At 44.4% G+C, this 18,553-nt stretch carries 17 protein-coding genes and 1 tRNA gene; 10 read left to right on the top strand and 8 right to left on the bottom strand.

The features are described from left to right. Window positions 1-210: 210 nt before the first annotated feature. From AC3CH4_RS03565 to lolB, 3 genes are read right to left on the bottom strand one after another with little or no spacing between them, the layout of a single operon-like run. Complete coding sequence (locus AC3CH4_RS03565; RefSeq protein WP_012603389.1) at window positions 211-1,155, bottom strand: ribose-phosphate pyrophosphokinase; 945 nt, start codon at window positions 1,153-1,155, stop codon at window positions 211-213. 27 nt (window positions 1,156-1,182) lie between these two features. Then, on the bottom strand, window positions 1,183-2,058 hold the full coding sequence (gene ispE, locus AC3CH4_RS03570) for a 4-(cytidine 5'-diphospho)-2-C-methyl-D-erythritol kinase (protein ID WP_171311875.1): 876 nt from the start codon (window positions 2,056-2,058) through the stop codon (window positions 1,183-1,185). After that, entirely contained in the window at window positions 2,055-2,723 is a 669-nt protein-coding gene (gene lolB, locus AC3CH4_RS03575; protein WP_488543303.1) for a lipoprotein insertase outer membrane protein LolB, read from the bottom strand. Before lolB ends, ispE begins: the two co-directional genes overlap by 4 nt. Window positions 2,724-2,883: 160 nt before the next feature. On the opposite strand from lolB, the gene hemA reads away from it, so the two are divergent. The 8 genes from hemA to ybaK all read left to right on the top strand — a co-directional run bounded on the left by hemA (window position 2,884) and on the right by ybaK (window position 11,273). Continuing rightward, window positions 2,884-4,143, top strand: coding sequence for a glutamyl-tRNA reductase (hemA, locus tag AC3CH4_RS03580; protein ID WP_171330835.1), 1,260 nt, complete (start codon window positions 2,884-2,886; stop codon window positions 4,141-4,143). Between the two features lie 28 nt (window positions 4,144-4,171). Next, window positions 4,172-5,260, top strand: a complete 1,089-nt coding sequence (gene prfA, locus AC3CH4_RS03585; RefSeq protein WP_004736236.1) for a peptide chain release factor 1 — start codon at window positions 4,172-4,174, stop codon at window positions 5,258-5,260. Window positions 5,261-5,265: 5 nt separating this feature from the next. After that, the gene (prmC, locus tag AC3CH4_RS03590; protein ID WP_171309285.1) at window positions 5,266-6,138 is read left to right on the top strand and encodes a peptide chain release factor N(5)-glutamine methyltransferase; all 873 of its coding nucleotides are present in this window, start codon (window positions 5,266-5,268) and stop codon (window positions 6,136-6,138) included. Between the two features lie 208 nt (window positions 6,139-6,346). Then, window positions 6,347-6,730: a SirB2 family protein gene (locus AC3CH4_RS03595; protein ID WP_004736238.1), complete on the top strand. Its 384-nt coding sequence runs from the start codon at window positions 6,347-6,349 to the stop codon at window positions 6,728-6,730. Between the two features lie 27 nt (window positions 6,731-6,757). Continuing rightward, window positions 6,758-7,567 (top strand): SirB1 family protein, encoded by an 810-nt coding sequence (locus AC3CH4_RS03600; protein ID WP_488543304.1) that lies wholly within the window; start codon window positions 6,758-6,760, stop codon window positions 7,565-7,567. Window positions 7,568-7,589: 22 nt separating this feature from the next. Continuing rightward, window positions 7,590-8,444, top strand: coding sequence for a 3-deoxy-8-phosphooctulonate synthase (gene kdsA / locus AC3CH4_RS03605; RefSeq protein WP_017076863.1), 855 nt, complete (start codon window positions 7,590-7,592; stop codon window positions 8,442-8,444). Between the two features lie 575 nt (window positions 8,445-9,019). Beyond that, the gene (gene ushA, locus AC3CH4_RS03610; protein ID WP_488543305.1) at window positions 9,020-10,681 is read left to right on the top strand and encodes a bifunctional UDP-sugar hydrolase/5'-nucleotidase UshA; all 1,662 of its coding nucleotides are present in this window, start codon (window positions 9,020-9,022) and stop codon (window positions 10,679-10,681) included. A gap of 118 nt (window positions 10,682-10,799) precedes the next feature. Next, a complete protein-coding gene (ybaK, locus tag AC3CH4_RS03615; protein WP_488543306.1) occupies window positions 10,800-11,273 on the top strand; it encodes a Cys-tRNA(Pro) deacylase in 474 nt (157 codons plus the stop codon). A 127-nt stretch (window positions 11,274-11,400) separates the two neighbouring features. Here the strand turns inward: ybaK and rluF are convergent, their stop codons facing one another. The 3 genes from rluF to AC3CH4_RS03630 all read right to left on the bottom strand — a co-directional run bounded on the left by rluF (window position 11,401) and on the right by AC3CH4_RS03630 (window position 13,561). Beyond that, window positions 11,401-12,495: a 23S rRNA pseudouridine(2604) synthase RluF gene (gene rluF / locus AC3CH4_RS03620; RefSeq protein ID WP_488543307.1), complete on the bottom strand. Its 1,095-nt coding sequence runs from the start codon at window positions 12,493-12,495 to the stop codon at window positions 11,401-11,403. Window positions 12,496-12,671: 176 nt separating this feature from the next. Then, window positions 12,672-13,253, bottom strand: a complete 582-nt coding sequence (gene smrA / locus AC3CH4_RS03625) for a DNA endonuclease SmrA (protein ID WP_488543308.1) — start codon at window positions 13,251-13,253, stop codon at window positions 12,672-12,674. Window positions 13,254-13,420: 167 nt separating this feature from the next. Next, window positions 13,421-13,561 (bottom strand): DUF3149 domain-containing protein, encoded by a 141-nt coding sequence (locus AC3CH4_RS03630; protein WP_004736246.1) that lies wholly within the window; start codon window positions 13,559-13,561, stop codon window positions 13,421-13,423. A gap of 255 nt (window positions 13,562-13,816) precedes the next feature. On the opposite strand from AC3CH4_RS03630, the gene AC3CH4_RS03635 reads away from it, so the two are divergent. Beyond that, a tRNA-Pro gene (locus tag AC3CH4_RS03635) sits at window positions 13,817-13,893 on the top strand. Between the two features lie 159 nt (window positions 13,894-14,052). Here the strand turns inward: AC3CH4_RS03635 and AC3CH4_RS03640 are convergent. Together AC3CH4_RS03640 and AC3CH4_RS03645 are read right to left on the bottom strand one after the other, a co-directional pair. Continuing rightward, on the bottom strand, window positions 14,053-14,475 hold the full coding sequence (locus AC3CH4_RS03640) for a hypothetical protein (protein WP_102445132.1): 423 nt from the start codon (window positions 14,473-14,475) through the stop codon (window positions 14,053-14,055). A gap of 121 nt (window positions 14,476-14,596) precedes the next feature. Continuing rightward, window positions 14,597-15,484 carry a TraB/GumN family protein gene (locus tag AC3CH4_RS03645; RefSeq protein WP_488543309.1) on the bottom strand — a complete coding sequence of 296 codons (888 nt, stop codon included), beginning with the start codon at window positions 15,482-15,484 and terminating at the stop codon, window positions 14,597-14,599. Window positions 15,485-15,890: 406 nt separating this feature from the next. On the opposite strand from AC3CH4_RS03645, the gene AC3CH4_RS03650 reads away from it, so the two are divergent. Then, entirely contained in the window at window positions 15,891-18,542 is a 2,652-nt protein-coding gene (locus tag AC3CH4_RS03650) for a beta-N-acetylhexosaminidase (RefSeq protein WP_488543310.1), read from the top strand. The last annotated feature ends 11 nt before the right edge of the window (window positions 18,543-18,553 follow it).

The following is an 18,553-nucleotide window of genomic DNA, read 5'->3' on the forward strand; positions in this document are numbered from 1 at the left end:
TTGGGATTTCAAAAAGCGCCGTATGATATCACAGTTTATGAAAAAGGTGCGAGCTAGCTGATAGCAACACGATGATTCCTGACTGTGGTGAATTGCGGCTTAATATTGGTTAGACATAAAAAAAGCACTTCATTCAATGAAGTGCTTAATATGTCTCTCTCACGAGTTTCTAAAACAAAGCTTTTCTAAAACAAAGCTATAGAGCTTTGATTAGTTAAACATCGCTGAGATTGATTCTTCGTTGCTGATGCGGCGAATTGCTTCAGCAAGCATGCGAGAAAGGCTTAGCTCAGTCACTTTGCCTGTCGCAGCCATCTCTGGAGAAAGCTTGATTGAATCTGTAACAATAACTTGGTCTAGAACTGAGTTACGGATGTTTTCTGCAGCAGTACCAGAGAATACAGCGTGAGTAGCGTAAGCGAATACACGCTTCGCACCGCGCTCTTTAAGTGCTTCAGCTGCTTTACACAGTGTGCCACCAGTATCGATCATGTCATCAACGATAACACAGTCACGGCCTTCAACATCACCGATCAGGTTCATTACTTCAGAAACGTTAGCACGTGGACGACGCTTATCAACGATAGCGATGTCTACATCACCTAGCGCTTTAGCGGTTGCACGAGCACGTACAACACCACCAAGGTCTGGAGAAACCACGACTGGGTTTTCTAGGCCACGGTTAGCCATGTCTTCTAGAAGAACTGGAGTGCCGAAGATGTTATCAACAGGTACATCGAAGAAGCCTTGGATTTGCTCTGCGTGTAGGTCGATAGTAAGAACGCGGTCGACACCAACGTTAGAAAGGAAATCTGCAACAACTTTTGCAGTAATAGGCACACGAGCAGAACGTACACGACGATCTTGACGGGCATAACCGAAGTAAGGGATTACAGCAGTAATACGGCCAGCAGAAGCACGGCGCATTGCGTCAATCATTACCACCAATTCCATAAGGTTGTCATTGGTTGGTGCACAAGTTGATTGAATCAGGAATACATCGCTACCACGAACGTTTTCATTGATTTGAACAGCGACTTCGCCATCAGAAAAACGGTCTACAGTAGCATCGCCAAGAGAGATGTATAGACGATCAGCAATACGTTGGGCTAGTTCAGGTGTTGCGTTACCAGCAAATAGCTTCATATCAGGCACGGTGGAAACCTCGGGTTGCGTCCAGTTTTAAATAGATTGTGGGTGGGCTGATTGGTATTCAGCCAAAGTTTCTTTCAAAGGCGAAATGTTTCGTCCTCTCGCGACAAACGCGGAAACTGTGTCAGGCAGTTGCTCTAGCACCGATTCGGCTTCTTTTTTGCTGCTAAATTCAGCAAAAACGCATGAACCCGTACCAGTCAATCTCGACGGCGCGTATTGTAGCAGCCATGAAAGTTGCTTATCAACCTCTGGGTACAGCATTCGCACAATTTTTTCGCAATCGTTTACGTATTCTTGCTCTAGAAGCGTTGCTAGTGCTCGCTTCGGCGTATTTCGAGTTAATTCTGAATGTGTGAATATGTCTACAGTTGCTATGCTCACTTGAGGTTTGACAACGAGATACCATTTTTCATCCGGATTAGCGGGCTGTAGTTGTTCTCCAACCCCTTCGGCAAAGGCGGCGTGGCCTCGAACGAAGACCGGAACGTCAGCACCAAGCTGCAAACCGATTTCGGCAAGTTGATCATCAGAGAGGTTGAGTCGCCATAAATAATTAAGCGCGACCAGCACGGTTGCTGCATTTGAAGAGCCCCCACCAATGCCACCTCCCATTGGCAACACTTTCTTGAGTTCAATGTCCGCACCGAAAGAGGTCGATGTATATTGTTGGAGGGCAGTTGCGGCTTTCCAAATCAGGTTATCTTCTGTCGCAACGCCTGGAATTTCAGGGGTTATTGTGATCGCACTGGTTTCTTGATTTGCACTAACTGTTAGCTCATCGCCAAATTCGACAAACTGAAATAAGGTCTGAAGTTCGTGATAGCCATTGTCGCGTCGGCCAGTGATATAAAGAAATAAATTCAGTTTAGCCGGAGAAGGCCAGTGGGTTGGCGTTGTTATCATTTTTTCAGTGTCCACTTCGAAACTACAATGTTGATTTTGTTCTCGTCTTGCTTGAATGACAATCGAGTAGGGAGTGGGATTGTCTCTACCTTAGTGTTGTCTTCACTAGAGTTCTTGTTGTCTTCACCAGATAATAGTTTACTCGGCATCTCTGTATTGCGATAGTTAGCAAAACTCAGTGTCCATAGCTGGTTGCTGACTTGTTTGGTGAGAGATTCAAGCGTGTTGGTGGTGTTCAATTGGTAGCTGTCGGCTTGATCTGGAATGCCAAGGAACCATTGCGGTAGATGGTCAATGGGAATCTGCAATCCAGTAAGTTGTTCCACAAGAACGGAAGCACTTGCATGAGTAAAAACTTGGTCATCATAAGTGACTACCTTGGCACCCGAACTGTCAATTGTGAGGTTCAAGGCGGTTTGACCGAGAAAAGTCGTAAGCCTTAGTTGACTCTGATTTGGTGAATGCTTCCATATGAAGTTTAGGCTTTGGCGCTGCTCTGGAGAAATATAAGCGAGCTTGCCTGAGGCTTGATAGTTTTCTATCTGTAAAAGCCGGTTTTGGTGACTTTGCCACTCAACGCTGGTCGGTTGTTCTGGGATAGACGAGCAACCCACCATAATTATGGTCAAAAAAATAAGAGACGTGATTTTACGAAGCTTGCTCATATTTGCTCACAACTTGTTCAAATTTATCTAAAAAACGCTTCAACTATAGCATTGAATTCACGAACTCAGGAAAACAAATCCCGCTTGCTCTTTAAATAGAGCCATGCATCAAGTAAAATTCGCCCCTTGTTTCCATTCCCTGATCGAGAACTTCTGATACATGTCTTTGCTTGCCGTAGGTATCAATCACAATACAGCGTCGGTTGAATTGCGAGAAAAAGTCGCTTTTGGTCCAGATAAATTATCTGAGGCACTCAAGCAACTGAACGCAAATGCACACGTAAATGGAAGTGTCATACTTTCTACCTGTAATCGAACTGAAGTGTATTGTGACGTCAAAGGCGTGGCAAAAAACAAGCTCATCGATTGGTTGTCAGTTTTCCATCAAGTTAGCCCTGAAGAGCTAAAACCCAGCATTTATGTCCATGAAGAGCAGGCCGCGATTAAACATTTAATGCGCGTAGCTTGTGGTTTGGACTCCTTGGTATTGGGTGAGCCGCAGATCTTAGGTCAGGTGAAGCAAGCTTATACGGACTCGCGAGAGAACAAATCTGTTGATGCTTCAATGGAAAAACTGTTCCAGAAATCATTTTCTGTCGCTAAGCGTGTTCGAACTGAAACTGAAATTGGTGGAAGCGCGGTTTCAGTTGCTTACGCAGCTTGTACGTTAGCCAAACACATCTTTGAGTCGATTGCTGAATCAACGGTGTTATTGGTGGGTGCGGGTGAGACGATTGAATTGGTGGCAAAACACCTTTCAGCGAATGGTTGCACCAAGATGATTGTCGCCAACCGAACTCGTGAGCGTGCTTTAGGGTTGGCAGAAGAGTTTGGCGCTGAAGTGATCAGCCTCAATGAAATTCCTGACCATTTGCATAGAGCGGATATCGTGATCAGCTCAACTGCAAGCCCGCTGCCTATTATTGGCAAGGGCATGGTTGAAACCGCACTGAAGACAAGAAAGCATCAACCTATGTTGTTGGTTGATATTGCGGTTCCTCGTGATGTGGAATCTCAGGTCGGCGATCTGAATGATGCTTACCTATATTCCGTTGACGATTTGCAGTCGATCGTTGATGGCAATATTGAACAACGAAAAGTAGAAGCGATTCAAGCTGAAGCAATAGTTAGTGAAGAAAGCGCCGCGTTTATGAGTTGGATGCGTTCACTGCAAGCGGTAGACAGTATTCGTGATTACCGTAAATCGGCCAATGAAATCCGAGAAGATTTATTAAGTAAGAGTTTACAATCACTTGCCGCTGGCGGTGACCCTGAGAAAGTCCTACTTGAGCTAAGTAATAAGCTCACAAACAAATTGATCCATGCTCCAACGCGTGCACTTCAAAGTGCAGCTGAGCAAGGAGAACCTGCAAAATTAATGGTCATTAGACAGAGTTTGGGCTTAGAAAACCCTCAATAATATTCGACCTCCAACAGAATAAGACATTATGAAAGCCTCGATTCTAATAAAGCTTGAAACACTTGTTGAACGCTATGAAGAAGTTCAACATCTACTTGGTGATCCCGGTGTACTTGGGAATCAAGACAAATTCCGTGCCTTGTCAAAAGAGTATTCTCAATTAGAAGAGGTGACGGGGTGCTTCAAATCATACCAGCAAGCTCAAGAAGATTTAGAAGCTGCTGAAGAGATGGCAAATGAAGACGACGCAGAAATGCGCGAAATGGCTCAAGAAGAGATCAAAGATGCGAAAGCGAACATTGAACGTCTGACTGATGAGCTGCAAATTCTTCTGATTCCAAAAGATCCAAACGATGAGCGTAACTGTTTCTTAGAGATTCGTGCCGGTGCTGGTGGTGATGAAGCGGGTATTTTTGCGGGTAACCTTTTCCGCATGTACTCTAGATTTGCCGAGAAAAAAGGTTGGCGCGTTGAGGTGATGAGCAGCAATGTTTCAGAGCAGGGCGGCTTTAAAGAGATGATCGCTAAAATCAGTGGCGACGCTGTTTATGGCACAATGAAGTTCGAGTCTGGCGGTCACCGTGTACAACGTGTACCTGAGACTGAATCTCAAGGTCGTGTTCATACATCAGCTTGTACCGTTGCGGTTATGCCTGAGATCCCAGAAGCAGATCTTCCAGAGATCAAAGCGGGCGATCTTAAAATTGATACTTTCCGTGCATCTGGCGCGGGTGGTCAGCACGTTAACACCACGGATTCAGCAATCCGTATTACTCACTTGCCAACAGGTACCGTAGTAGAGTGTCAAGACGAGCGTTCTCAGCATAAAAACAAAGCGAAAGCGATGGCTGTTCTTGCGGCTCGTATCGTTCAAGCTGAAGAAGAGCGTCGTGCTGCTGCTATTTCAGATACACGTCGTAACCTATTAGGCTCTGGTGACCGTAGTGACCGTATTCGTACGTACAACTACCCACAAGGCCGTGTTTCTGATCACCGCATCAACTTAACTATCTACCGCCTGAACGAAGTTTTGGAAGGTGATATGCAAAGCCTGCTTGATCCTGTTCTACAAGAGCACCAAGCCGATCAACTAGCAGCACTTGCTGAGCACAACTAATTACTATGCAGTCAGCATATACGGTTGAAAGTGCTTTAAAGTCAGCAATCGTACAGCTTCAAGAGGGCGATAACACATCGCCCTCGATTGATGCTGCGGTACTGCTTTGTCACGCTTTAGATAAACCTAGATCTTACCTACTGACTTGGCCTGAGAAGCACCTCACTTCAGAACAAGAATCCGAATTCCATACCCTCCTAAAACGTCGCTTAACCGGTGAGCCTGTGGCTTACATTGTTGGTGAACGTGAGTTTTGGTCGCTGCCGTTAAAAGTCTCTCCTTCTACTTTAATCCCGCGCCCGGATACCGAGCGTTTGGTTGAAGTCGCTTTGGATAAAACCTACGGCAAACAAGGTGCGATTCTAGATTTAGGCACGGGCACAGGTGCTATCGCGTTAGCATTGGCGTCTGAGATGCCGAATCGACCAGTGATGGGTATTGATCTTCGCCCTGAAGCGCAGCAACTTGCTACAGAAAACGCTCAGCGATTAAATATCACTAACGCCACTTTTTTACATGGCAGTTGGTTTGAGCCTTTGAACTCGGTGAATTCTGAAGAAGAAGCTGTAAAGTTCTCGTTGATTGTCTCGAACCCACCTTACATTGAGAAGAACGATCCTCATTTATCTCAAGGTGATGTGCGTTTTGAACCGATCACAGCGTTAGTTGCTGAAGAGAAAGGTTTAGCTGATATTCGATACATCTCTGAAAACGCACGCGGTTTTTTAGAAAATGAAGGCTGGCTAGCATTTGAACACGGCTATGACCAAGGCTTGGCGGTACGTGAGATAATGCAACAACTGGGCTACTTGGATGTGGTTACAGAAAAAGATTACGGTGGTAATGACCGAGTGACATTGGGTCGTTACTGTTCATAGATAGTGGTTGCTCATAGGCTGCTGTTAATCATCTTGTGAGCAATAGATGATGAACTTGCTAAATTGATACCTTTAACTCGACAATACACTTAACTCGATAATGCACTTAACGCGGAAATACAGAGAATTAACGCAGAACTACAGGGCATTAACGGGTATTGTGTGGCTCGTGTTAACGAAAGCACATATAAAAATATAAAGGAATACCATGTACGAAGGTTTAAAACATTTTCACCTACTAACGATTGCTATAAGCGCGCTACTTCTTTCGATTCGTTTCGCTCTGATGATGGTTAACTCACCAAAGCTTAAGCATCCTTTCTTGCAGCGTTTCCCTCATATCAATGACTCGTTGCTGCTGCTATCGGGTATTGGTTTGATTTTTATCACTGGCTTTATTCCGTTTACACCAGCAGCACCATGGTTAACTGAAAAACTAACTTGTGTTATGGCTTACATCGCACTGGGCTTCTTTGCACTTAAGTTGGGTAAAAACAAGCTATTGAGAGTTTTCTCTTTCTTTGGTGCGCTTGGCTGGTTAGCGATGGCAGGCAAAATTGCAATGACGAAGACACCAACATTTTTCGGTTAATTATCTCCTTATTTCGGTTAGTTACGTATGTACGAATTTTTTGATGAAGACTTTGACCAGCTAGAGTTAGCTGAAGGTGCATTGATCTTAAATAAAGCGATTAACCCAGAAACTCAAGACAGCTGGGCTGAGCAAGAACTGGCGAGATTGTTAAAAGACGCTGAGTTTGCTTTGGTTAATGAAACCGATGAGCAGCAGAAGTTTGAATCTTTTATTCGACTATTCTTTCACGAGTGGGGTTTTGCTGGCGATAAAGATGCGTACTTCTCTTCGGAAAACGCATTCATCGATAAAGTGCTCGAGAGAAAGAAAGGCATCCCTGTGAGTCTTGGTGCGATTTTTCTTTTTCTAGGTCGCAAGCTAGGCTTCCCTGTAGAGGGCGTCTCTTTCCCTACTCAATTCTTGCTAAAAGTGAGTTGGTACGGGCAAGCAGCCGTCTATATTAACCCTTACAACGGTGAGTATGTTGGCGTACAAACTTTACGAGCTTGGTTAATCGGCCATGATGGCCCACTCGCTAAGGTGAAAGCGGAACACTTAGAGGTTGCCGATCACCCAACGATTATTGGTAAGTGGCTAGCGTTGCTTAAGAGTGCATTATTGCGAGAAGAGCGTTATACGCTTGCATTGAAGTGTACTGATCTTGCGTTAACGTTTGTGCCGGATGATCCGTATGAAATCCGTGACCGTGGCTTTATTTATCAGCAGCTAGACTGTCATCAAGTTGCTGCAACGGATTACCAATACTTTATCGACCAATGCCCAGATGACCCTGCATCTGAGTTACTGAAATCTCAAGTGAACGTCATGAACGAAAAGACAGTGGTTGTTCACTAATTAATAATTATTTAGAGAGAATATGATGGAACAGAAAACAGTTCACATTGGTGACATGCCAATTGCTAACGACAAGCCATTTACGCTATTTGCAGGCATGAACGTTCTTGAATCTCGCGATCTAGCAATGCAGATCTGTGAGCATTACGTGAAAGTCACAGAGAAGTTGGGCATCCCTTACGTATTTAAGGCGTCTTTCGATAAAGCAAACCGCAGCTCAGTTCACTCATACCGTGGTCCAGGTATGGAAGAAGGTCTTAAAATCTTCCAAGAACTGAAAGATACCTTTGGCGTGAAGATCATTACTGATATCCACACAGAAGCACAAGCTCAGCCTGTTGCAGACGTGGTTGATGTAATCCAGCTTCCAGCGTTTCTTGCTCGCCAAACTGACCTTGTTGAAGCGATGGCTAAAACCGGTGCTGTAATCAACGTGAAGAAGCCTCAGTTCATGAGCCCAGATCAAGTGGGTAATATCGTTGATAAGTTTGCTGAGTGTGGCAACGACAACATCATTCTTTGTGAACGTGGTTCTTGCATGGGATATGACAACTTAGTTGTTGATATGCTTGGTTTCGGTGTAATGAAAAAATCATCAAACGGCAGCCCAATTATCTTTGATGTGACTCATGCGCTTCAAATGCGTGACCCATCAGGTGCTGCCTCTGGCGGTCGTCGTGAGCAAACCGTTGAACTTGCTAAAGCGGGTCTTGCGACGGGTATTGCGGGTCTGTTTCTTGAGGCTCACCCTAACCCTGATCAAGCACGCTGTGATGGCCCATCGGCGCTACCTCTAGATAAACTAGAGCCGTTCTTGAAGCAGATGAAAGCACTTGATGACCTTATCAAAGGCTTCGACCACATCGATATCAAATAGCTTTGGCTGATGCCAAATAACTAGCATTAAATCGCTAATGTTAATGAGTTTAAGTGGTTATTTAACTGCATAAGATTAACGCCCAACTCTTAGAGTTGGGCGTTTTTATTTAACGGATATCCGTTTAGCGAACTGAAGCCTCGGCCGATTTTGACGATGACTAAGTCGTTTTTCGATGATTAAGCTGTTTAGTCGTTAACTAACCTGTTTTTCAGAGTACTAATCAACGGTAGATGATTAAATCTTTGTTAACAGAACCTCTGATTCCCTAAGAAAGTGGTATAGGTGTGTGAGGTCTGTCCTGTTTATAGTAAATTACTGATGTTCATCACACTTTATAAGTAAACGATTGCCTGTGATGCAGGGGAAGTTTGAGTGTAATCTCATAATTTTGTTACACTTAACTGCCTATCTATGCGTGACCAATTCGACATAAATATGAAATCGTCGTGTTACATCTAGAATGTTAATTTAAGATTAGTCATGTTGAAGTCTTATTGTTCGAACTCCAGGAAAGGGGTCGCAATAGATTATAAAAAGCAGTGGATTCCCCTAAAAAGTTCAAAGGTATGACAATGAAGCAACGCCTTATTCTAAAGACAGCACTAAGTGCTGCAATCCTAGCTACTCTAGCTGGGTGTGCGTCTCAATCAACTCAAGATTGGAACCAAGACGAAACTTACAAGCTAACGGTTCTACATACTAACGACAACCATGGTCGTTTTTGGCAGAACAAATACGGTGAATACGGCATGTCTGCGCGTAAAACGCTTGTTGACCAACTTCGTGCTGAAGTTGAAGCAGAAGGCGGTAGCGTGTTGCTTCTATCTGGTGGTGACATCAACACCGGTGTGCCAGAGTCAGATCTTCAAGATGCAGAACCTGATTTCAAAGGTATGAATAAAATTGGTTACGATGCAATGGCATTGGGTAACCACGAGTTTGACAACTCTTTAGACGTACTACAAAAGCAGATCGACTGGGCTAATTTCCCAATGCTATCTGCAAACATCTACGACAAAGCAACAGGCGAACGCAAGTTCCAAGCTTACGAGATGTTTGAAAAGCAAGGTATCAAGATTGCGGTTATCGGTCTAACTACTGAAGACACGGCAAAAATCGGTAACCCTGAGTTTATCGCGAACATTGATTTCCGTGACCCTAAAGAAGAAGCGAAGAAGCTGATCGCTGAACTTAAAGAAACAGAGAAGCCAGATTTAATCTTCGCTGTGACTCACATGGGTCACTACGAAAACGGCCAACGTGGTGTTAACGCACCGGGTGATGTAGCACTTGCTCGTTACCTAAACGAAGGCGACCTAGACATGATCGTTGGTGGTCACTCTCAAGAGCCTGTATGTATGGAAGGCCCTAACGTTGCGAAGAAAAACTTCAAGCCGGGTGATGAGTGTAAACCAGACGTACAGAACGGTACTTACATCGTTCAAGCTCACGAGTGGGGCAAGTACGTAGGTCGTGCTGATTACGAATTCCGTAACGGCGAACTAGAGATGGTGAGCTACGATCTGGTTCCAGTTAACCTTAAGAAGAAAGTTAAGATTGACGGTAAGAAACAACGTGTTCTTATTCAAGATGAAATCGCACAAGACCCAGAGCTACTTGAATTCCTACGTCCTTTCCAAGAGCAAGGTCAAGCACAGCTAGAAGTTCAAATTGCTGAGACAAATGGCAAGCTTGAAGGCGATCGTAACGTGGTTCGTTTCAAACAAACTAACCTAGGTCGTTTGATTGCGACTTCTCACATGGAGCGTGCACAAGCAGACTTCGCTGTGATGAACTCTGGTGGTGTTCGTGACTCAATTGAAGCGGGCAACGTGACTTACAAAGATGTACTGAAGGTACAACCTTTTGCAAACATCCTGACTTACACAGACATGACAGGTAAAGAAGTTCTAGATTACCTAAATGTTGTGGCTACGAAACCAATCGACTCTGGTGCTTACGCACAGTTCGCTGGCATTTCAATGACAGTAACGAACGGTGAAGTATCGAACGTATTCATCGGTGGCAAACAGCTTCGTTTAGACGAAACATACCGCTTCACAGTGCCAAGCTTCAACGCGGCTGGTGGTGACGGTTACCCTAAACTTTCTGACCACCCTGGTTACGTGAACACAGGTTTTGTTGATGCTGAAGTACTGAAAGAGTACCTAGAAGCGAACAGCCCGGTTGACGTGAACAAGTACGCACCGTCAGGTCAAATGGTTTACAAGTAATTGACCCCAGTTAATTGAATCATTAGGTGCTAAATTAGATTGACTCTAGCACCATGATAAATTTAACTAAAGCGACGCCTCGGCGTCGCTTTTTGTTTATCTATCGTTTGGATTTGTTATGACCCCTGCAATCAACCTTGCCAAGAAAAAGAAAATCGCTCATACCGTACATCAGTATCATCACGATGCAAACAACACCAACTATGGGTTAGAGGCGGTTGAAGCTCTGGGGCAGGATCCCAAACGCGTGTTCAAAACGCTATTATTTTGTTTGAACGGCGTCGCTAAAGATTTGGTTGTGGCTGTTATTCCTGTCGACCAGAAGCTAAATCTTAAGCTTGCGGCTAAAGCGGCGAAAGGTAAAAAAGCAGAGATGGCGAACCCTGATATTGCTCAGAAAACCACGGGTTATGTGGTGGGTGGGATCAGCCCTCTTGGTCAGAAAAAAGCCTTGCCTACCTTTGTTCATTCCAGCGCGACAGATTTTGAAACGATATGCGTGAGTGCAGGGAAGCGCGGGCTAGAAATTGAACTCGACCCGAAAGACTTAGCGCTACTGACTCGCGGTGAGTTTGCTGATCTATGTTTATAGATTGTCGTCGTCATGATGATACAACTACCGAATGACAAACAAAAACGCCCGCTAGATTAACCTAGCGGGCGCTTTTATATTGAGTGTCTATCCTGAAATGTGCTTGTACATTGAGGACGAATTATGACTACTTCTTCAGACCTAAAGTACCACCAACACGCTTCGGTGCAGGCTTACCGCTTCGACGATCGTTATTGCTGCGATCTGTGCGGGTGCGATCCGAACTGTTTCTATCTGAATTAGAACGCTCTGAACGAGAGTTCGATTTCCAGTTCTCGGTATTGCCACCGCTTTCACCATTCGACGAGTTACGGCCACGCTTCGAGTTTGGCGCATGTCGGAATTCATCCGCGTTATTACCGCGATAGGTGCGAGTACGATTCTCGTTTTGATTACGTCGCGCTGTTGAGGTTTGATTTTCCTCACGGCTATCAAATAACTTAGCATCGGTTGCCTTGCGGATTCGCTGACCTTTTGCGTTCATTTTTGATGCATCTTCGGTGCTCACTGAACCTTCGCACATCGCTAGTATCTCAGTGATTTCTTCTTCGCTCAGGTAGCGCCACTTTCCGTTAGGAATGCCATCAAGTGAGATGTTCATAATACGAACGCGACGTAGTTTGAATACTTCATAGCCTAACGCTTCACACATACGACGGATCTGGCGGTTAAGGCCTTGAGTCAACGTAATTCGGAATGAGAACTTAGTCTCTTTCTCGACATTACATGGCAAGGTAACGGTATCCAAAATAGGAACACCTGAAGCCATTTTCTTCAAGAATTCCGTCGTAATCGGCTTATCTACACGCACCACATATTCTTTCTCGTGGTTGTTACCTGCACGTAGGATTTTGTTTACGATGTCGCCATCGTTGGTCAAGAAGATAAGACCATCAGAAGGCTTATCTAGACGACCAATAGGGAAAATACGTTTGTGGTGGCCGATAAAGTCGACGATGTTGCCAGGAATATCACGTTCAGTAGTACAGGTGATGCCTGTTGGTTTATTAAGAGCAATGTAGATCGGCTTCTCTTTTGAGCGAACAGGTTTATTGTCGATCTCAACATCATCACCGGGCAAGACTTTCGTTCCCATCTCAGGGATCTTACCGTTAATAGTAACTCGGCCTGCATCAATGAGTTTGTCGGCTTCGCGGCGTGAGCAAAAACCAGTTTCACTGATGTATTTATTAAGGCGTTTAGCTTGGGATTCTTGTGACATGATATTCTCTTAGCGTTTCACAACGGAAATATAGATAAACAAAAAGCAACCTTTGGATAGTTGCTTTGAGTTGGGATTCGTTAACTGAGGACAATTTTAGCACTTGGTGTGAGTCTAGGCACGAAATATCGATCTTGATGCAACTCGCTATCAGTGTACTTATCTGTTTCAACCAGTTAACTGGTGCGTTTTTGATGGCGCTCTCTGTTCTCTAGCTTTTTCTCATTACTCTTTCTGAGCATAACGTAGACTGCGCCGGTACCACCATGAAATTGCTGAGCAGAGTGAACACATTGAACGTCGTTAATTTGCGTGAGCCAATTCGCCACGTAGCTTTTCATCATGGCTGGTGGATTCGAGCGCTCACCTTTACCGTGAACAATGATAACGGTGCGAACATCCATTCTTAAACACTGGCGTAAAAATGAAAGTACTTCGTTACGAGCGTCTTTCAGTGTTTTCCTATGAAGATCGAGCTTGGCTTGAATAGGGTACTTACCTAAGCGCAGCTTCTTGTACACGCCTTCTTGAACGCCATCTTTTTTATACGCAATAACGTCTTCAGGTTTCAGCATTGGGGAGTAGTCGAGAGATAGGTAATCTTTTTCATCCTCAGACAGCCACATAGCCGCTTCACGCCTTGCAAGGTGAGATTCGGTAATTCGATGCACTTTTTGGTGCTCAGCGGTGTCATGGTCGATACGTTTCACATCGCCCATCATTTCTTGGAATAGATCTAAGTCGTCATCATGAGACATGGTGTTCATCTCAAGTCGTAGAAGAATAGGGTGAGTATACCTAAGTTGAGGCCGGGTTTAAAAATGAAAAAACCGGAGAAGACAATAAGTCTGCTCCGGTGCAAAGCGTTTTTACATCCACCCAAAGAAAATGATACTTAAAAGTAGATGACTTAGGCTGAGCGATTCTAGTGAGGAGATTTTTCAGTCATAACTTTGTAGATGAAGAAGCCTCCATAGAACATCATGAGACCCAGAGCCCCGAATATTACTATCATTGAAGATAGCCCCACTGCATTACCAAATAGGAGTTCTAGCCAAAAGTCCATGTGTATACCTCAAAGTTATATGACATGGCTCAGTGTATTAAGTAGCGTTATCAATTCACTGATCTGGATCAATCCTGTTTCATAAGTTAAATACTTGTTGGTGAGTGTGTGTTTTTCGTCACATTAGCCGTTGGGTTGTACGTCTTTTGTTCGAACGATTCGATATTGTAAAAAAGAGTGAAAAAAGCTCTTGCGCATAAATTCAGAATCCGTATTATACGCTTCATCGACAGGCAATCAGCCAGTTAGATATCTCGGTGAATAGCGCAGCTTGGTAGCGCATCTGGTTTGGGACCAGAGGGTCGGGGGTTCGAATCCCTCTTCACCGACCACATTAAGAAAAAGGCTTCTCAGAAATGAGAAGCCTTTTTTGCATTTTGGTATGTGCGTCATTCCCTAGAGTGGCGAAGGAGCGAGTCGGGAATCTCTTGTTGTTCTAAACATCCCGCATAGAGAAAAGGATTGACTCAATAAGCCCGTCCCAAATCTGTTTATTTCACATCACAAGTGATGTTCTTGATTGGTGTCTCTGAAGTAACAAAGCAAACATACGCTTCAACAGGATTATTTGGACCAATTCGAATGTAACCTGCCTGTACTTCATCTTCGTTAAAAGTCACCGAGTGAGAGTTACCCGTCTTGCCATCGTAAAAGCTTGCTTCAAAATTACCATTCATTTGGCTTGCGATACGGTTGCGTGTCGTAGACGTCGTGAACGTAATATTCGCGCATCGCATGGGTGGCTTTTCAGTAATCAAAAACTGTCCGCTTTCTTTATCTAGCACGCCGCCTTTTGTATCTGGCTGAATGTCGATGGCTTGAAACTGTTCGATGGTACAAGTTTCTCTGGCAGACGCTGCCGTGGGCATCAGGATCGCGAGGGCTAAAGGTAAAGCGAAGAGTACTGGTTTCATGAGAACAACACCGTGTATAAAAAGAGCGAAAGATAATAGCACCGTTATGGTGCTATTAAATGTAATGATTCTGTTATTAGGTAATGGTTATATTATGAGAAGGTCATGGTCCCGAATTTAGTTAGTTGTCGTCACTAACCTCAAATTGACACTGAGCCTGTTGGCTTTGTGATTGTTGAGTGACATTAAAACCTTTCTCTTTTAACAACTGTAAAAGGTTACCTTCGCCAACTAGGTGCAAGGCGCCAACCACAATCAAGTAGTTCCCTTTCGAGTTAAGCTTCCAATCGGTGGCGGATAGTTTGTTGGCCCAGTCGATATTGCGATCAGTTAAGAATGCTTTCTCGAGTTCAGGCGACATCTTAGACAGCTCTGCGAAGGCTTCCAGCTTCGCTAAATCACCTGCTTTCCAGCTTTCGATTAAGCAATGAACCACACGATCAGTTTGGTCAAATTCTTCAAGGCTACTGACTAACCATTCTTTACCGTCGTCCTTTTGTTTTGTCATCAGGTCTATTTGGAACTGTAGGGGCTCTAAACTGATTACCGGAACATCTTGGATCGTTGCTTTGTGAGCTAGTGTCGCATCAACGCCGCTGGCGGAGCCATAACCAAGGTTTTTTAGCTGCTGCATCTGTATGGAAAGAGAAGTCGCCCAAGGCGGTGAGCTAAGCAGTTGTTGCGTCGGCATCTCCAACGATTTTGATATGTCGGTTAATAATTGCAGTTGTTCTTCATTGAGCACATCGGCTGTGGTGAGTTTGCTGTGAGGATATACAACGCCATCAGACTTTCTGATATCCGTTTCGATAACTAACCCATCACTGTTTTTTAGCGCATCGGTGATCGCTGAAGGAAGTGGGTACATACTCTCGTCCCCAACGTGCACGGAACCTAAGATAGTGAGTGTCAGTTCATCCTTTTTTGCTTGCCAATAAAGGGGCTCGGCGACCGCTTGCCTAGCTGAAAAAGCGAGAACGAATAAAGTCATGTAGAAGAATGGGCGCAAAGGGAGCTCCTTTAGGAAGTCTTAAACTCGTTAAAATCGATTTTGACGGTGTTTTTTAACGGTTTTTTTTGAGAACGATGTCACGTTGTTTGTACGAAAAGTATAACAACACCAACAAACTCTTAAACCTTTCTCAGTAACAACGACATGATTTTATGAAATCCTTTCAAAAGATTGTGATTCAATTCTCAAATATTACGTCAAAATAAAACTGACGGAACTGTCGATGTCGGTAACTTTATGATTTTAATCAGGTTAATTTTATCAATATTTTTTAGATTTGAAGCCGATCACTTTATTAACTTGATTTAATTCACGGCGAAAAATAAGGCCATATAGTTTATCTAACTTTTGAAGCGTTCTATTTTGCTTCTGACTCAATTTTTTAAATTTATGGGTGAATACGATGTTGAAGAGAAACTTACTATCTGTAGCGGTACTGGCTGGTTTAACGGGTTGTGCGGTAACACAAGCACCAGAACAAAAGGTGGTTAATGCACTGGCTGATAACCTTGATGTGCAATACGAAATCTTGACGAACCACGGCGCAAACGAAGGCATGGCTTGTCAGGATTTAGGCGCAGAGTGGGCATCATGTAACAAAGTGAACATGACTCTGAGCAACGACGGTGAAGCGATCGATTCGAAAGATTGGACTATCTACTTCCACAGTATTCGCCTTATCTTAGATGTTGATAATGAGCAGTTTAAAATCACTCGTGTAACGGGCGACCTACACAAACTAGAACCTACAGATAAGTTCGATGGTTTTGCCGCTGGTGAAGAAGTGATTCTTCCACTAACAAGTGAATACTGGCAACTGTTTGAAACCGACTTTATGCCGGGTGCATTTGTAACGGCGCCAAACGCTGAACCTAAGATGATTGCTTCATTGAATACGGAAGATGTCGCGTCGTTCGTAACAGGTTTGGAAGGAAACAACCTTAAGCGTACACCTGATGACAACAATGTCATGGCAACAGCGGTTACTCGCTTTGAAAAGAATGCTGATCTGGCAACGCAAGATGTATCAACCACTTTACTACCAACGCCAATGTCGGTAGAAGCGGGCGAAGGTTCAGTGAGCATTGCTGGTGGTATTGCCCTACCTAAAGACGCATTCGATGCTGAGCAGTTCGCTGCAATTGAAGAACGTGCAGATGTGGTAAACGTAGATGTGAGTGGCGACCTACCTGTTAGTGTTGCTGTTGTTCCTACTCAGTTTACGGGTGATTTAGCGAAATCTGGCGCTTATGAACTAAGCATCTCGGAAGAGGGGATTGCGATTAAAGCGTTTGATCAAACAGGTGCTTTCTACGCCGTTCAGTCTATTTTTGGCCTAATAGACAGTCAGAACGCTGAATCATTACCACAACTGTCGATCCAAGATGCGCCACGCTTTGACTACCGCGGTGTGATGGTAGATGTTGCTCGAAACTTCCACTCAAAAGATGCCATCCTAGCCACGCTAGATCAAATGGCAGCCTACAAGATGAACAAACTGCACCTTCACTTAACGGATGATGAAGGCTGGCGTTTAGAAATTCCGGGTTTACCAGAGCTAACGGATGTAGGGTCTAATCGTTGTTTCGATTTGGAAGAGCAAAGCTGTTTACTGCCTCAGCTAGGTTCGGGTCCAACAACAGACAACTTTGGTTCTGGTTTCTTTAGTAAAGCGGATTACGTCGAGATCTTAAGCTACGCAAAAGCGCGCAGCATCGAAGTAATCCCAGAAATTGATATGCCAGCACACGCTCGTTCTGCTGTGGTATCAATGGAAGCGCGTTACACTCGCCTAATGGCCGAAGGTAAAGAAGCGGAAGCGAACGAATACCGTCTGATGGATCCACAAGATACATCGAACGTAACCACGGTTCAGTTCTACGATAAGCAAAGTTTCATTAACCCATGTATGGAATCTTCAACTCACTTTGTCGATAAAGTTATCTCTGAAGTGGCGGCAATGCACCAAGAAGCGGGCGTTCCACTAACGACTTGGCACTTTGGCGGCGATGAAGCGAAAAACATCAAGTTAGGTGCTGGCTTACAAGATGTTAATGCAGAAGATAAAGTGGCATGGAAAGGTGACATTGACTTGGCTAAGCAAGACAAGCCATTCCAACAATCTCCACAGTGTCAGTCTTTGATCGCTGATGGTACTGTGAGCGATTTCGGTCACCTGCCAAGTCACTTTGCAGAGCAGGTATCTAAGATTGTTGCTGATAAAGGTATTCCACACTTCCAAGCATGGCAAGATGGCCTGAAATACAGCGAAGGCGAGGAAGCATTTGCAACAGAAAGTACGCGCGTTAACTTCTGGGACGTTCTTTACTGGGGCGGCACTTCATCTGTATACGACTGGTCAGCAAAAGGGTATGACGTAATCGTCTCTAACCCAGACTATGTGTACATGGATATGCCATACGAAGTCGATGCTGCAGAGCGCGGTTACTACTGGGCAACTCGTGCAACCGATACTCGTAAGATGTTTGGCTTCGCACCAGAAAACATGCCACAAAATGCAGAAACATCACTAGACCGTGACGGCAATGGCTTCAGTGGTAAAGGTGAAATTGAAGCGAAACCTTTCTATGGTTTGTCGGCGCAACTTTGGTCTGAAACAGTACGTACTGATGAGCAATATGAATACATGGTATTCCCTCGCGTTCTTGCTGCAGCAGAAAGAGCATGGCACAGAGCGGATTGGGAAAACGACTATAAAGTGGGCGTTGAATATTCTCAAGAATCAAACCTAGTGAATAAGCAGGATTTAAACAGCGACTTTAATCGCTTCGCGAATATTGTTGGTCAACGTGAACTGGCGAAACTTGAGAAAGCAGGTATTGATTACCGACTACCAGTACCGGGCGCTCAGGTTGTTGATGGCAAGCTAGCGATGAACGTACAATTCCCAGGTGTAGAGCTGCAATACTCTGCTGATGGTGAAAACTGGCTGACTTATGATGAGCAGCAACGTCCTTCGGTTTCAAGCGAAACGTACATCCGATCTATCTCTGAAAGTGGCGAGAGAGTAAGCCGAGTTACTTCGGTTAAATAATCGATAAGCAA

The organism is Vibrio sp. QJM3NY_26 (assembly GCF_057786005.1).